This window comes from Streptomyces sp. NPDC088746 (genome assembly GCF_044751065.1).
Lineage (GTDB): Bacteria > Actinomycetota > Actinomycetes > Streptomycetales > Streptomycetaceae > Streptomyces.
The window spans coordinates 906,614-921,734 of the sequence record NZ_JBIVLA010000001.1 but is presented as its reverse complement, the minus strand read 5'-3'; the positions used below and the strand labels follow the sequence as shown (position 1 = coordinate 921,734).

At 71.7% G+C, this 15,121-nt stretch carries 11 protein-coding genes; 7 read left to right on the top strand and 4 right to left on the bottom strand.

Features of this window, described 5'->3' with window-relative positions; all coding sequences use genetic code 11:
• Positions 1–9: 9 nt before the first annotated feature.
• Positions 10–465, bottom strand: a complete 456-nt coding sequence (locus tag ACIP63_RS04450; protein ID WP_401511363.1) for a pyridoxamine 5'-phosphate oxidase family protein — start codon at positions 463–465, stop codon at positions 10–12.
• A 100-nt stretch (positions 466–565) separates the two neighbouring features.
• Here ACIP63_RS04450 and ACIP63_RS04445 point away from each other — a divergent pair, with 100 nt between their 5' ends.
• Positions 566–1,384 (top strand): arylamine N-acetyltransferase, encoded by an 819-nt coding sequence (locus tag ACIP63_RS04445; protein ID WP_401511361.1) that lies wholly within the window; start codon positions 566–568, stop codon positions 1,382–1,384.
• Positions 1,385–1,608: 224 nt separating this feature from the next.
• Complete coding sequence (locus tag ACIP63_RS04440) at positions 1,609–2,493, top strand: YceI family protein (protein ID WP_401512260.1); 885 nt, start codon at positions 1,609–1,611, stop codon at positions 2,491–2,493.
• 33 nt (positions 2,494–2,526) lie between these two features.
• Here the strand turns inward: ACIP63_RS04440 and ACIP63_RS04435 are convergent, their stop codons facing one another.
• A complete protein-coding gene (locus ACIP63_RS04435) occupies positions 2,527–2,772 on the bottom strand; it encodes a hypothetical protein (RefSeq protein WP_401511359.1) in 246 nt (81 codons plus the stop codon).
• 89 nt (positions 2,773–2,861) lie between these two features.
• On the opposite strand from ACIP63_RS04435, the gene holA reads away from it, so the two are divergent.
• The gene (holA, locus tag ACIP63_RS04430) at positions 2,862–3,851 is read left to right on the top strand and encodes a DNA polymerase III subunit delta (RefSeq protein ID WP_401511357.1); all 990 of its coding nucleotides are present in this window, start codon (positions 2,862–2,864) and stop codon (positions 3,849–3,851) included.
• A 328-nt stretch (positions 3,852–4,179) separates the two neighbouring features.
• Here the strand turns inward: holA and rpsT are convergent, their stop codons facing one another.
• Entirely contained in the window at positions 4,180–4,446 is a 267-nt protein-coding gene (rpsT, locus tag ACIP63_RS04425) for a 30S ribosomal protein S20 (RefSeq protein ID WP_356715444.1), read from the bottom strand.
• A gap of 215 nt (positions 4,447–4,661) precedes the next feature.
• Here rpsT and lepA point away from each other — a divergent pair, with 215 nt between their 5' ends.
• From lepA to hemW, 4 genes are all read left to right on the top strand, one after another.
• The gene (gene lepA / locus ACIP63_RS04420) at positions 4,662–6,536 is read left to right on the top strand and encodes a translation elongation factor 4 (protein ID WP_401511356.1); all 1,875 of its coding nucleotides are present in this window, start codon (positions 4,662–4,664) and stop codon (positions 6,534–6,536) included.
• Positions 6,537–6,857: 321 nt separating this feature from the next.
• Positions 6,858–8,747, top strand: a complete 1,890-nt coding sequence (locus ACIP63_RS04415; RefSeq protein WP_401511354.1) for an AMP-dependent synthetase/ligase — start codon at positions 6,858–6,860, stop codon at positions 8,745–8,747.
• A 173-nt stretch (positions 8,748–8,920) separates the two neighbouring features.
• Positions 8,921–10,879, top strand: coding sequence for a SpoIIE family protein phosphatase (locus tag ACIP63_RS04410; RefSeq protein ID WP_401511352.1), 1,959 nt, complete (start codon positions 8,921–8,923; stop codon positions 10,877–10,879).
• An 11-nt stretch (positions 10,880–10,890) separates the two neighbouring features.
• Positions 10,891–12,123, top strand: coding sequence for a radical SAM family heme chaperone HemW (gene hemW, locus ACIP63_RS04405; RefSeq protein WP_401511350.1), 1,233 nt, complete (start codon positions 10,891–10,893; stop codon positions 12,121–12,123).
• Between the two features lie 16 nt (positions 12,124–12,139).
• Here the strand turns inward: hemW and ACIP63_RS04400 are convergent, their stop codons facing one another.
• A complete protein-coding gene (locus tag ACIP63_RS04400) occupies positions 12,140–15,025 on the bottom strand; it encodes an ABC transporter substrate-binding protein (RefSeq protein WP_401511348.1) in 2,886 nt (961 codons plus the stop codon).
• Positions 15,026–15,121: the final 96 nt, after the last annotated feature.

Genomic DNA, 15,121 nt, shown 5'->3' with positions numbered 1-15,121 from the left:
CGCCGGCCGTCAGACCAGCCAGCTGCCGTCGAGCATCAGATCGCGCCCCGCCAGCTCGTTCTCCTCGCGCCACGCCTTGACGGTGTACGGAGTGATGCGCAGATACACCCAGGCGGCGCGTCCCCGCAGGTCCCAGTGGAGCTTCTCGGCGAAAGCGTCCCCCGACCCGGCGGGAAGGTCCGTCCCTTCCACGATCTCGGCCGTTCCCTCGATCAGCACCACATCACGGGTGTGCCCCAGAGTGAGCCTGGCCTGCCCGGGCGGGGTCACGTTGACCGCTGTCGGATTGGTGCGCCGGGTCGCCAGCAGCAGCGTGCCCCGGTCCCATACGAACGACAACGGCACAAGACACGGCACACCGTCGGCGGAGGCCGTCGCCACCCAGACGTCCTCGTCCTTCTCCAGGCGATCGAGTACGTCCTGCTTGCGCTGTTCCGGGCCGCGGGCCGGCTCTCGCTCCGTCATGGCCGACACGCTAGCCACCGGCAGGGGGCGTCGCATCCGTCGGCGGTCCTAGGTCCACGGGCTCATGGCGCCGTCCGGCGTACCGCGACAGACTTCAGGGATGAACGAGGAAACGCAGCGGCGGGCCCACGCGCCCACGCCCGCCCGGGTGGACGCCTACCTGGAACGCATCGGTGCGACCCGCCCCGCGCGTGCCGACGCCGCCGCACTGCGCGAGCTGCAGCTCCGCCACCTGATGACCGTGCCCTTCGAGAACCTTTCGATCCATCTCGGCCAGGACATCGTGCTGGAGGAGGAGAAGCTCGTCGACAAGATCGTCACGGACCGCCGGGGCGGTTTCTGTTACGAGCTCAACGGCGCCTTCGCCGCACTGCTCCGAGAGCTGGGCTTCCGCGTCACCCTGCTCCAGGCGCGGGTGTTCGGCGACGGCGGACGCCTCGGTATCCCGTACGACCACGTCGCGCTGCGCGTCGGGACCGACGACGGTACGGGCCCGTGGCTCGCCGATGTCGGCTTCGGCGACCACGCCCTGCACCCGCTCGAACTGGAGGCCCGTACCGAGCAGGACGATCCCTGCGGCAGGTTCCGGCTTTGGGAGGCGCCGCAGGGAGACCTCGATCTGCTGCGCGACGGTTCGCGCCAGTTCCGGCTGGACCTGCGGCCGCGGGTGCTGTCGGACTTCCGAGCCGGGTCCTGGTATCACCGCACCTCGCCGGACTCCCACTTCGCACGGTCCCTCATCTGCTCCCGGCGCACCGCGGACGGCAGGGTGACGCTCCGCGGGCGCACCCTGATCACGACCGTGCGGGGCGAGCGGCACGAGACGGAGCTGAAGGACGACGCCGAGGTGCTCGCCGCCTACCGCGACCACTTCGGTCTGGCGCTCACCCGCCCGCCCACGGTGCGCCCCCGGGGCTGACCGCTCCCGCGCCGGGGCCCCGGCCAATACGGACCTTTGGTAGCACCTGCGTACAGCGGCGCACGGCTGGGTACAGCTCGGCACAACCTTCTCTGAGCTGCTGCGTTTGCCTCGAACATCGCAACGGTGATCGAATACGTTTTCGTCGGCGGGCCGCTGCTCCGACAACGACGTCCGGCTGTCAGGGGCCCGAGGTGAGAACCGCCCCTGGGGAGTACGTGCACATGTTCGGCCGTTGGCTAGGCAGCAGAGCGAAGTCCGGCACCCCACAGAGCAACGGCCTCGCTGGGCTCCCCGTGCCGCAGAATGCCGGAATGCTGAGCTGCCGCGTACTGGACCCCGTCTCCGAGCCCGTACGGCAGGCCGAGTTCGTCGTCACCGACAGCGCGGGCCGCAAGGTCGTCGGCGGAGAGACGGACCCCTTCGGGAACGTCGTCGCCACCGTCCCGGTCGGCGACTACCGCCTCGGTGTCACGGCTGAGGGTTTCACTCCGTTCCACGGTTCGGCCACGGTGGCCCAGGGCGGCCACGCGAGCCTCGGCGACGTCTCCCTCCAGGTGGCCCAGCCCCCGCAGCTCCCCGACCCGGGAGACTGGGAGATCGAGCCGTCGCACACCCAGATCGGCTTCACGGCACGTCACATCGGCATGGCCCGCATCCACGGCAGGTTCAACACCTTCGCCGGTGCCGTGCGGATCGCCGACCGCATGGAGGACTCCGCCATGCACGTCATCATCGACGCCTCGTCGATCGACACGAACGTCCAGATGCGTGACGACCACCTGCGGTCCGGCGACTTCCTCGATGTCGAGCGCTACCCGACCCTCGAGTTCTACAGCGAGCGTTTCGTCCACCGCGGCGGCACCCGTTGGGGCGTCACCGGGGCGCTCACCCTGCACGGTGTGAGCCGTACCGTCACGCTGGACACCCAGTACCTCGGTCTGGGCAACGGCCTGGAGGGCGAGACCCGGGCCGCCTGCCGGGCGACCACCGAGCTGCACCGCGAGGACTTCACACTGACGTGGCAGACGATGCTGGCGCGCGGCATCGCCGTTGTCGGCCCGAGCATCAAGATCGAGATGGACATCCAGATCGTCCCCAAGGGCTGATCCCGCCCTGCTCACCGAGGCCCGGCCGGGCCCCTACGGCGCCTCCAGCCACCCTTCGTACTCCGCGGCGAACGCGTCGAGCGCCGCCGGGTCCAGCCGTGCGGCCGGGTCCTCCACCACCACCAGCCACTGGGCGTCCTCGGCGTCGTCCTCGCCCGCCAGGGCGTCCCGCACGAGCTGAGGCTCCTCGGTGACGCCGAACCGGTCGGACAGCTCCCCGGCGACATCCTCGGCCGTGTCGCGGTCGGGCAGCACCAGCACATGTCTCACATCGCTCACCCGGTCATTCTCCGGTATGCCCGGGTGAGCGATGCGCCGGGGCGGCTGCCCCGCGGCCTTGTCACAGGGGCGTGGGATGCTGGACCGCGATGGCCACCAGACGTAGTTCCACCGACGATCCGCTCGCCCCCGTCACGCTCGCCGTGGGCCAGGAAGACCTGCTCCTGGACCGCGCCGTGCAGCAAGTGGTGGCCGCGGCCCGCGCCTCCGACGCCGACACGGACGTCCGCGACCTCACCCCGGACCAGTTGCAGCCCGGCACGCTCGCCGAGCTCACCAGCCCCTCGCTCTTCGCCGAGCGCAAGGTCGTGATCGTGCGCAACGCGCATGATCTCTCCGCCGACACCGTCAAGGACGTCAAGGCGTACCTGGGCGCCCCCGCCGAGGAGATCACCCTCGTCCTCCTGCACGCGGGCGGGGCCAAGGGCAAGAGCCTGCTGGACGCCGTGCGGAAGGCGGGGGCGCGTGAGGTGGCCTGCCCCAAGACCACCAAGCCCGCCGAGCGGCTGTCCTTCGTGCGGTCGGAGTTCCGGGCGCTCGGTCGTTCAGCGACCCCGGAGGCATGCCAGGCGCTGGTGGACTCCATCGGCAGCGACCTGCGGGAGCTGGCGAGCGCCGTTTCGCAGCTGACCGCAGACGTCGAGGGCACCATCGACGAAGCGGTCGTCGGCCGCTACTACACGGGCCGCGCCGAGGCGTCCTCCTTCACGGTCGCCGACCGCGCGGTCGAGGGCCGGGCCGCCGAGGCGCTGGAGGCGCTGCGCTGGTCGCTGTCCACCGGCGTCGCCCCCGTCCTGATCACCAGCGCCCTCGCGCAGGGCGTCCGGGCGATCGGCAAGCTCTCCTCCGCCCGGGGCGGCCGGCCCGCGGACCTGGCCCGCGAGCTCGGCATGCCGCCCTGGAAGATCGACCGGGTCCGCCAGCAGATGCGCGGATGGACTCCGGACGGAGTGTCGGCGGCGCTGATCGCGGTCGCCGCGGCCGACGCGGGTGTGAAGGGCGGCGGGGACGATCCCGAGTACGCCCTGGAGAAGGCCGTGGTCGCGGTAGCCCGCGCGGCACGCTCCGGCGGCCGCTGACCCCCGCCCCGCGACCCCCGCCCCGCGACCCCCGCCCCGCGACCCCCGCCCCGCGACCCCCGCCCGGCGCCGGGACAGCCGGCGGCAGGGCAGCCCGGCCCGGCACAGCCCGGCCGAGGCACAGCCCGTCCCGCAGCTCCCCACCCCGCGAGGGGGCACGCGCGAAGGCCCCGGCCGCCGTCCTGGGGAGGACGCGGCCGGGGCCTTCGGTTCACGCTTGGTGCGCCGCACCCGCGTGGCGAACGCAGGTTCGGTGTGCGGCGCGGGGTGCCGGTCAGGAGCGGGAGAGAGGGCCCGCTGAGTCCGTTCCGGCGATCACATCAGTAGCTCAGCCCTGGAGGGCGGCAACCTTGGAAGCCAGCGCCGACTTCTTGTTGGCGGCGGCGTTCTTGTGGATGACACCCTTCGAGACAGCCTTGTCGAGCTGGCGGGAGGCGTCGCGGACGGCCACAGTGGCCTTCTCGACGTCACCGGCAGCGGCAGCCTCACGGGCCTTGCGGATCGAGGTCTTGAGCGAGGACTTGACGGCCTTGTTGCGCAGGCGCGCCTTCTCGTTCGTCTTGTTCCGCTTGATCTGGGACTTGATGTTCGCCACGAAAGAGCCTTTTCAGGTTCGTTGGATCTTCTATGTGCGCCACGCCGCTTCTGAGGGCCACGAGGCACAGCTGCCCACGGTAGCAGTCACCCTCGGACCGGCCCAAACCGGTCCCGGCCCCACGGGCGTGGGACCATGGAGGCTACGTATCGATCCGTCCGACCCGACATCGACCCGAGACACGGCGTCCGACGTCTCAAGAATCAGGACCCTGCGTGCCCGCGACTCCTACCAACGTGCCCGAGCCGAGCCGTACCGACCCGGCGCTGATCCGCAACTTCTGCATCATCGCGCACATCGACCACGGCAAGTCGACCCTTGCCGACCGGATGCTCCAGCTGACGGGAGTGGTCGACCAGCGGCAGATGCGCGCCCAGTATCTCGACCGGATGGACATCGAGCGCGAGCGCGGCATCACCATCAAGTCCCAGGCGGTCCGTCTGCCGTGGGCGCCCACCGAGGGTGAGGACAAGGGCACGACCCACGTCCTCAACATGATCGACACCCCGGGCCACGTGGACTTCACCTACGAGGTCTCCCGCTCGCTCGCCGCGTGCGAGGGCACCGTCCTCCTCGTCGACGCGGCGCAGGGCATCGAGGCGCAGACGCTGGCCAACCTCTACCTGGCGATGGAGAACGACCTCACCATCGTCCCGGTGCTCAACAAGATCGACCTGCCCGCCGCGCAGCCCGAGAAGTTCTCCGAGGAGCTGGCCAACCTCATCGGCTGCCAGCCCGAGGACGTGCTCAAGGTCTCCGCGAAGACCGGCATCGGCGTGGACGCGCTGCTCGACCGGGTCGTCAGGGACGTCCCGGCCCCGATCGGCCAGGCGGACGCCCCCGCACGGGCGATGATCTTCGACTCGGTCTACGACGCGTACCGCGGTGTCGTCACCTACGTCAGGGTCGTCGACGGCCAGCTCAACAAGCGCGAGCGCATCCGCATGATGTCGACGGGCGCCACCCACGAGCTGCTGGAGATCGGTGTCTCCTCCCCGGAGATGACCCCGGCCGACGGCATCGGCGTGGGTGAGGTCGGATACATCATCACCGGTGTGAAGGACGTCCGGCAGTCCAAGGTCGGTGACACCATCACCTCCCTGAACAAGGGGGCGACCGAGGCGCTGGGCGGCTACAAGGACCCCAAGCCGATGGTGTTCTCGGGGCTCTACCCCCTGGACGGGTCCGACTACCCGGACCTGCGCGAGGCCCTGGACAAGCTCCAGCTCAACGACGCCGCCCTGGTGTACGAGCCGGAGACCTCGGCCGCGCTCGGCTTCGGCTTCCGTGTCGGCTTCCTCGGCCTGCTGCACCTCGACGTGATCCGCGAGCGGCTCGAGCGCGAGTTCGGTCTCGAGCTCATCGCCACCGCGCCCAACGTGGTCTACCGCGTCGAGATGGAGGACGGCTCGGAGCACACGGTCACCAACCCGAGCGAGTTCCCCGAGGGCAAGATCGACAAGGTGCACGAGCCGGTCGTCAGGGCCACCGTCCTGGCGCCCAGCGAGTTCATCGGCGCGATCATGGAGCTCTGCCAGAACCGGCGCGGCACCCTGCTCGGCATGGACTACCTCTCCGAGGACCGGGTCGAGATCCGCTACACCCTGCCCCTCGCCGAGATCGTCTTCGACTTCTTCGACCAGCTGAAGTCCAAGACCCGTGGTTACGCCTCGCTGGACTACGAGCCCACCGGCGAGCAGTCCGCCCAGCTCGTCAAGGTGGACATCCTGCTCCACGGCGACAAGGTCGACGCCTTCTCGGCGGTCACGCACAAGGACAAGGCGTACGCGTACGGCGTCCGGCTCGTCGCCAAGCTGCAGAAGCTCATCCCCCGGCAGAACTTCGAGGTGCCGATCCAGGCGGCCATCGGCTCCCGGGTCATCGCCCGTGAGACCGTCCGCGCCATCCGGAAGGACGTCCTCGCCAAGTGCTACGGCGGTGACATCTCCCGTAAGCGGAAGCTGCTGGAGAAGCAGAAGGAAGGCAAGAAGCGGATGAAGATGGTCGGCAACGTGGAGGTGCCGCAGGACGCGTTCATCTCCGTCCTGTCGACCGACGAGTCGGCCGGCGAGAGCAAGGGCAAGAAGTAGCACCCGCCCGGCGCCCGCCCCGCGCCCGACCCCTTCCCCCGCCCGCCCCGCCCGGGGCCGTACGGGAGTACGCAGTCGGGCGTACCCGGGAGTAGCCCAACGGGCCCCTGTGCCGCGGACGTCCGCGGCGCAGGGGCCCGGTTCGTTATCAAGCGGCGGCCTGTTGCCTCTTACGCGACGGTCCGACGCGCTCTACTCTGATCACCACCCGTTAGTTACTCGCCAGTTAAACAAGCAGGCCGAGCGGGAACGAGAAGCAGGACATACAAGCAGCAGCACCCATAAGCCGGTCGTAGCAATGCCGCAGGCCCGGAGGACGTCGTGAGCGACACACAGACCTTGATCGATAGCCGACCGCCCTCCGTGGCGACTCTCTTCATCGACCGCGTGGCGGCCACCCCGGACGGGGAGGCGTACCGCTATCCGGTGCCCGCCGCCTCCGGTCAGGGACCGGACGACTGGAAGTCGCTCACCTGGGCGCAGGCCGCCGAGCGGGTCCACGCCATCGCGGCCGGTCTGATCGCTCTCGGCGTCCGGCCGGAGGAGCGGGTCGCCCTGGCCTCCTCCACCCGCGTCGAATGGATCCTCGCCGACCTCGGCGTGATGTGCGCGGGCGCCGCGACCACGACGATCTACCCCTCGACGAACACCGAGGAGTCCGCCTTCATCCTGGCCGACTCCGACAGCCGCGTCCTGATCGCCGAGGACGCCGCCCAGCTGGCGAAGGCCCGGGAGAGCAGGGCCGCGCTGCCCGAGCTGGCGCATGTCGTCGTCATCGACCCCGCCGGTGCGGAGTCCGTGGAGGGCGACCCCGAGGGCTGGGTGCTCACCCTGGCCGACCTCGAAGCCCGGGGCGCCGAACACCTGGTGAAGAACCCGGACGCGATCACCGACCGGGTCGCCGCGATCACCCCGGACCAGCTGGCGACCCTGATCTACACCTCGGGCACCACCGGCCGCCCCAAGGGCGTACGGCTGCCGCACGACAACTGGTCGTACATGGCCAAGGCGACCGTGGCGACCGGGCTGATCACCGCGGACGACGTCCAGTACCTCTGGCTGCCGCTCGCCCACGTCTTCGGCAAGGTGCTCACCTCGGGCCAGATCGAGGTCGGTCACGTCACGGCCGTCGACGGACGCGTCGACAAGATCATCGAGAACCTCCCGGTGGTCCAGCCGACCTACATGGCGGCGGTCCCGCGCATCTTCGAGAAGGTCTACAACGGGGTCGCGGCCAAGGCCCGGGCCGGCGGCGGCGCCAAGTACAAGATCTTCCAGTGGGCGGCCGGGGTCGCCCGGGAGTACGCCACGGTGTCGCAGGACAACTTCCGGCGCACCGGCAGGGCCTCCGTGCCGTTCGGGCTCGGCGCCAAGCACAAGGTCGCCGACACCCTCGTCTTCGCGAAGATCCGCGAGGCCTTCGGCGGGCGGCTCCGGGCCTGTGTCTCCGGCTCGGCCGCGCTCGCACCCGACATCGGCCTCTTCTTCTCCGGCGCCGGCATCCACATCCTGGAGGGCTACGGGCTCACCGAGTCCAGCGCCGCCTCCTTCGTCAACCCGGGCGAGGCCTACCGCACCGGGACCGTCGGCAAGCCGCTCCCCGGCACCGAGGTCCGGATCGCGGACGACGGCGAGATCCTGCTGCGCGGCCCCGGTCTCATGGAGGGCTACCACCGGCTGCCCGAGAAGACCGCGGAGGTCCTGGAGTCGGACGGCTGGTTCCACACCGGCGACATCGGCGAGCTCTCCCAGGACGGCTACCTGCGGATCACCGACCGCAAGAAGGACCTGATCAAGACGTCCGGCGGCAAGTACATCGCCCCGGCCGAGGTCGAGGGGCAGTTCAAGGCGGTCTGCCCGTTCGTCTCCAACATCCTGGTGCACGGCGCGGACCGTAACTTCTGCACCGCCCTCATCGCGCTCGACGAGCCGACCATCCTCGGCTGGGCGCAGGAGAACGGGCTGGGCGGCAAGCCGTACGCCGACGTGGTGGCGTCGCCGCAGGCCGTGGAGCTCATCGAGGGCTATGTGCAGCGCCTCAACGAGGGCCTGCAGCGCTGGCAGACCATCAAGAAGTTCCGGCTCCTGCCGCGCGACCTGGACATCGAGCACGGCGAGCTGACCCCCAGCCTCAAGCTGAAGCGCCCGGTCGTCGAGCGTGAGTACAAGGACCTCATCGAGGACATGTACGCGGGCTCCCGCGAGGCGTAACAGCCGAGGAGCAGGTCGGAGCCGGGGCCGGTGGGTGCGGGAGCACCCACCGGCCCCGGCCCGTTCCTCCCCGGCCCGGGCCACTTCCGTCACTCGGCGCTTATGGGCACGCCCGGTCTGTCACCCTGTCGGGATACGTCAGCGCGTATCGCGAGACCGTCAGGAGCCGCACCGTGGGGCCCATTCCCTTGCAGCGGGACATCGTTCAGCGTCCCGGCACCGTCATAGCAGGTCAGGGCGCTGATCCCCGTCCGGTCGCGCGCACGAGCCTTCCCGGAATCCCGCAGGCCTCGGCCGCGGCCCGCAGATTCGTGAGGGCGGCGCTCGCCGAGTGGACCGGGCTCGGCCTGCCGTCCGCCGCCGAGTTCGGCGAGCGGCTCACCGACGACGCGCTGACCGTGGCGAGCGAGCTGGTCACCAACGCGGTCGTGCACGCCGGTACGACGGTCGAGCTGCTCCTCAGGCTGGAGGACTCCGCCGGGCACGAGCCGGCCGCGCTGGTGCTGGAGGTCACCGACCACCACCCCGCCAGGTCGGTGCGGGACGACCGTGCCGAGCGCCCCGACCCCGCCGAGTACGGCCGGGGGCTGCAGCTCGTCGCCACCCTCGCCGAGTCCTGGGGCATCACCTACCGCACCGGCCTCAAGACCGTCTGGGCCCGCCTCCCCGGCGACGACCGCTACGGACTGCCCGACACACAGGCCGACGGCGACGCCACCCGCGGGCGCGGCCCCCGCACCGGCCGGGTCCTCGCCCCCGCCGCCGGGCACGCGGGGCGGGACGACGAGGGCTGGGCCGGGGGCGGCGGGCTCTCCTTCCTCGCCGAGGCGTCCGGCCTCCTCGCGGGCCAGCTCGACGAGGACCTGGTGGCGGCGACAGCGGGCCGGCTCCTGGTGCCCCGGATCGCCGACTGGTGCGCCATCTGGCTGGAGAGCGAGGGCGGAGGCCCGGCGGCCGCCCCCAGGCTCGCCGGGGTCTGGCACCGCGACGAGGCGCGTACCGCGCTGCTGCGCCCCGCGCTGGAGAAGGAGCCGCTGCGTCTGCCGGGCAGCGTCGGTACGGGCCCCGTGCCCATCCCGTGGCCGGGAGGCGCCACGGCGGAGCGCGGGGACGGCACAGGGGGCGCCGCGCTCGCCCACCGCATCGTCTCGGGCGGGCGCACGCTCGGCGCCGTCCTGGTGGGCCGTGAGGGCGCCGACCACATCCCGGACGAGGCCGCCGCCCTCCTCGCGGACTTCGTGCGCCGGGTCGGCCTCGCCGTCGGAGCCGCCCGCGCCTACACCCGCCAGGCCACCATCAGCCGCATCCTGCAGCGCGGCCTGCTGCCGAGCAAGGTCGCCGAGATACCCGGCGTCACCAGCGCGCTGGTGTACGAGCCCGGGGACGACGGCGTGGTCGGCGGCGACTTCTACGACCTCTTCCCGTGCCCCGGCGGCCGCTGGTGCTTCGTGCTCGGGGACGTCCAGGGCAGCGGCCCCGAAGCCGCCGTGGTCACCGGCCTCGCCCGCCCCTGGCTGCGACTCCTGTCCCGGGAGGGCTTCCGCGTCGGCGAGGTCCTCGACCGGCTCAACCGGCTCCTCCTGGACGACGCCATGGAGGCGGCCGAGGCCGCCGCCCTCATGGTCGCGGCGGCGGGCGGCCAGCAGCTCCAGGGCGGCGAGCAGATCCAGGACGGCTCCCAGTCGCGCTTCCTCTCCCTGCTGTACGGCGATCTCGTGCCGCTCCCGGACGGCGGTGTGCGCTGCACCGTGGCGAGCGCCGGCCACCCGCTCCCGCTGCTGCTGCGCCCCGACGGCTCCGTACGCCCGGCCGCCGAGCCGCAGGTGCTGCTCGGCGTCGTCGACGACGTGGCGTACGAGAGCCAGAGCTTCGTGCTGATGCCCGGCGACAGCCTCCTCTGCGTCACCGACGGGGTCACGGAGCGGCGCTCGGGGCGGCTGATGTTCGACGACGGCGACGGCCTCGCACGGGTCCTGGCCGGCTGTGCGGGGCTTCCGGCCGCCGGGATGGCCGACCGGATCAAGCGGGCCGTCCACACCTTCGCCGAGCGCCCGCCGGACGACGACCTGGCCCTGCTCGTGCTCCAGGTCGACGGATCGGCGGATGTGCGGGACAGCTCCGCCGGCGAGTGACAATGGACGGTATGCCTTCCGTACTGCCCGATGGTGAGCCCGTGCCCGACGACGGGGCGCTGCCCCGCCATGCCCTGGAAGGCGCCGCCGGCCGGCCGCTCGGCTTCTACCTGCACGTGCCCTACTGCGCCACCCGCTGCGGCTACTGCGACTTCAACACGTACACCGCGACGGAGCTGCGCGGCTCCGGTGGCGCCCTGGCCTCCCGGGACAACTACGCGGCCCACCTCGTCGAGGAGGTCCGCCAGGCCCGCAAGGTGCTCGGCGACGACCCCCGCCCGGTCCGCACGGTCTTCGTCGGCGGCGGTACGCCCACGCTGCTGCCCGCGGCCGACCTCGTCCGGATGCTCGCGGCGATCCGTGAGGAGTTCGGGCTGGCGGAGGACGCCGAGATCACCACGGAGGCCAATCCGGAGTCCGTCGACCCGGCGTACCTCGCGGCGTTGCGGGAGGGCGGCTTCAACCGCGTCTCCTTCGGCATGCAGAGCGCCCGGCAGCACGTCCTGAAGGTCCTGGACCGCACCCACACGCCCGGCCGGCCCGAGGCGTGTGTCGCCGAGGCCCGTGAGGCCGGCTTCGAGCACGTCAACCTCGACCTGATCTACGGGACGCCCGGCGAGTCCGACGACGACTGGCGGGCCTCGCTCGACGCGGCGATCGGCGCCGGGCCCGACCATGTGTCGGCGTACGCCCTGATCGTCGAGGAAGGGACCCAGCTCGCCCGGCGCATCCGGCGCGGCGAGGTCCCGATGACGGACGACGACGTCCACGCCGACCGCTATCTGATCGCGGACGAGGCGATGGCGGCCGCGGGCTTCTCCTGGTACGAGGTGTCGAACTGGTCCCGTACGCCCGAGGGCCGCTGCCTGCACAACGAGCTGTACTGGCGCGGGGCCGACTGGTGGGGCGCCGGCCCCGGAGCCCATAGCCACGTCGGCGGGGTGCGGTGGTGGAACGTCAAGCACCCCGGGGCGTACGCGCAGGCCCTGGCCGAGGGCCGTTCGCCCGGGGCCGGCCGTGAGGTGCTCGGCGACGAGGACCGCCGGGTCGAGCGCATCCTGCTGGAGCTGCGGCTCGTCGAGGGCTGCCCGCTGTCGCTGCTCGCCCCCGCCGGCCTCGCCGCCGCGGGCCGCGCGGTGACGGACGGCCTGCTGGAGCCCGGACCGTACGCCGAGGGCCGCGCGGTCCTCACGCTGCGGGGCCGGCTGCTGGCCGACGCCGTGGTGCGGGACCTGGTGGACTGAGGCCGCAGGGGACTCCCTACCCCACCGGACAGTCGGCGCGGGTGAGCGGCGTCCGGTCGCCCGCGGCCCGTCCGCACACGACGCGGCTCTGCGCGTCCGGCCCCAGGCGGGTGACCTCGACGATGTTCAGACCGTGCACCTTCTGGTCGGCGTACGGGATCGTCCCCCGGAAGGTGATGGTCCCGGTCGGCATGTCGTGCAGGGCCACCGAGTAGAGCGTCGCCCACGTCTCCGCCGCGCTCTGGGGGTTGTCGCTGCGGGTCGCGGCCGCGTAGAGGGCGGCCGTGGCCTGGTAGGAGATGACGGTCTGCCCGCTGGCGAACATCATGTCCTCGTACGGGCGCACCTTCGGCAGCGCCGCGAGCCGCTGCCCTTCGGGGAGCAGCGACTCCAGGGCCTTGCGGGAGTCCTCGTAGAACGCCCGGCCGCCGCCCTGACTCATGGGCGCGAGCGCGCCGTAGTACAGCGTGACCTTGTCCGCGAGCTTCGTCGAGTCGTCGAAACGCGCCTTGGTCAGGTCGTCGCCGGTGAAGACCGTGATCTTCTTGTCCGAGCAGCCGGCGGTCTGTCCCAGGCCGGACATCAGCGTGTTGACGTCCTCGACCCGGCCGGCGAAGTACAGGGCGTCGGGCACGCGTTCCGCCCCGCAGATCGCGTGCAGGGGCGCGTCGAGATTCGCGGAGCCGCCGTCCTTGGACAGGGAGTACTGGGTGTCGGCGGCCACGGTGAAGCCGGACTTCTTCAGCATCTCCAGACCGACCCTGCGCTGTTCGGTGGTGTAGCGGTCCTTGTCCTCGTTGCCCACCTTCCTGGACAGGACGACGGCCTGCGGATCGTCCAGCCGGTCCGCCAGTCGGCCGGCGATCAGCCCGACCGCGTCCGCCTGCTCCTCGTCGGTCGCGGCGAGGCCGAAGTAGTTCGGGTACAGGCGCGCCAGGTCGCTGCCGGAGTTCGTGGTGTCCACCACGGGCAGCCCGGCCCGCTGGAGGAGCCCGGTGGCCGCCGCGCTGTCCGTGGTGTTGCGGCCGAGGCCCACCACGCCGACGACGGACGGGTCCCGCTCGGCGACCTCGATGATCTTCCTGACCGCCGTGGTCTGCCGCAGCATGTCCTGGCCGCCGTTGGCCGTCAGGACCCGGAGCTTGACGGAACGATTCGCCGTGTCGTTGACGAACCGCTGGTGGAGATAGACGCCGGTCAGCTCCTCCAGACCCTTGCGGGTGTCCTCCCGGTTCTTGTCGGTGCCGGTGAGCGGGCCCGCGTAGACGACGGTGACACGCGGTTCGCCCGGCCCGATGGAGGCGTTCTGCTCCCGTATCGCCTGCTCGATCCGTTCGAAGGTGACGCCCTTGCCCACCCCGTTCAGCTGGAGGCCGTTGCCCTCGGCGAAGCGCACCTCGGGGACCGTCGCCACCCCGACGCACTCCTTGACCCCTCCGGGGCCCTCCAGCCGGACCGCGTCCGTGGAGCGGCCGACGAGCGGGCCGTAGCAGTACGTCTCCTTCCAGTGCTCACTCCACAGGAAGGTCCCCAGCAGTGCGCAGACCAGGAGGAGGGTGACGGTCCTCCCCGACATCACCCACCAGGCCCAGGTCCGGCGGACCCGGTGGGTGACGAGCTGGACATGGGCGTGCTCGTGGGTCAGCTGCTCGATGGGCAGGGGCAGCCGCAGCACCCAGGCCAGCGTCACCGCCGCCGCCGGGGCCTGGCCGACGCTCAGGTCCTCGACCCAGGTCTCGTACCGTGCGCGGGCCCCCGTACTGGCACCGGCGTTCGCCGGCGGCTCCGGCGGCAGCGGCGGGGTGTGCCGCATGATCCGGTCGGCCGGCAGGGAGGCCAGGAGCAGCAGCGGATCCACCTCGCTGCGCCGCGAGCGCACGTTGTTGATGGCGTTGATCAGCAGGATGCCGCCGTTGTCCTGGGTGGCCGTGGGCAGGAACACCACCGGCGGGACGGTGCGCTTGCCGCGCCGCCAGTCCAGGGCGTGTGCCCGATAGCTGTCCAGCAGGTCCTCCAGCAGCGCCTGGACCCGCAGCTCCAGGTGGAACTGGCGCGCGTGCTCGTCACCCGCCCCCGCGTCCGCCACCCGCTCCGCGACGGCGGCGGCCCGCGCCCGGATCACCCGCCACGAACCGCTGGGGGAGAAGCGCGACCAGCCGTCCGACGGGTACGCGGTGCTCGACGCGGCGAGCGACGACGTGGTCGCCAGCCACCGGCTGGCCGGCCGCAGCCACAGCAGCGGCGGCGCCGCCCTCGTCATCAGCCGTACGACCGTCAGTCCGAGCAGGGCCGCTGCGGCGACCAGCGTGGTCAGCACCCAGCCGATCTCACCCAGCAGCACGCTGAGTACGGCGATGAACACGGCCCCCAGAAAGGTCTCCGGACGGACGGAGGCCCGCAGCGAGTCCCACCACGTGTTGCGCCCCGAGCGGTTCGCCCGCCAGCGCAGGCTGCCGAGCTGCTCCAGGATCCGCTCGTCGCGCTCACGGGCGGAGCGCCAGTCCGGCTGGGCGACGACCGTCGCGGTGGCCTGCTCGATGGCGGCGAGCAGCCGGGAGCGGGGAAAGGCGAAGGGCTTGTACTGCGAGGTGCCCCGGGTCTCCCAGGGCCGCTCGGTGAGGGTGCGGACCATGGAGAGCGCCGCCTCGTACGGCGTGGGGCCGCCGCCTTCGAGCAGCTTCACCGGGACCCGCCGCAGCTGGTTCGCCCGGTGGACCTGGTGGACGATCTGCTCGACCCTGCTGTCGATCTCCGGCCCGGCCGAGGCGTCCTCCGCCTGCGCCACCACCAGAGGCATCACCGGCCGGTTGACGCGGTACTGGTCGATCAACTGCTGCATGAGGTGGAAGACAGCGGAGGCCGCCTCGTTCTCCGCACTGTCCCGCCACACTTCGCGCGTCATCCGACCCCCGTGCCTTCCCCTGTGCCCGGCCCTGCCGTCATCCCTCAATAACGGATGGTGCGTGTGCGGCGCAGGTGTTCACGGGGATCGGTACCG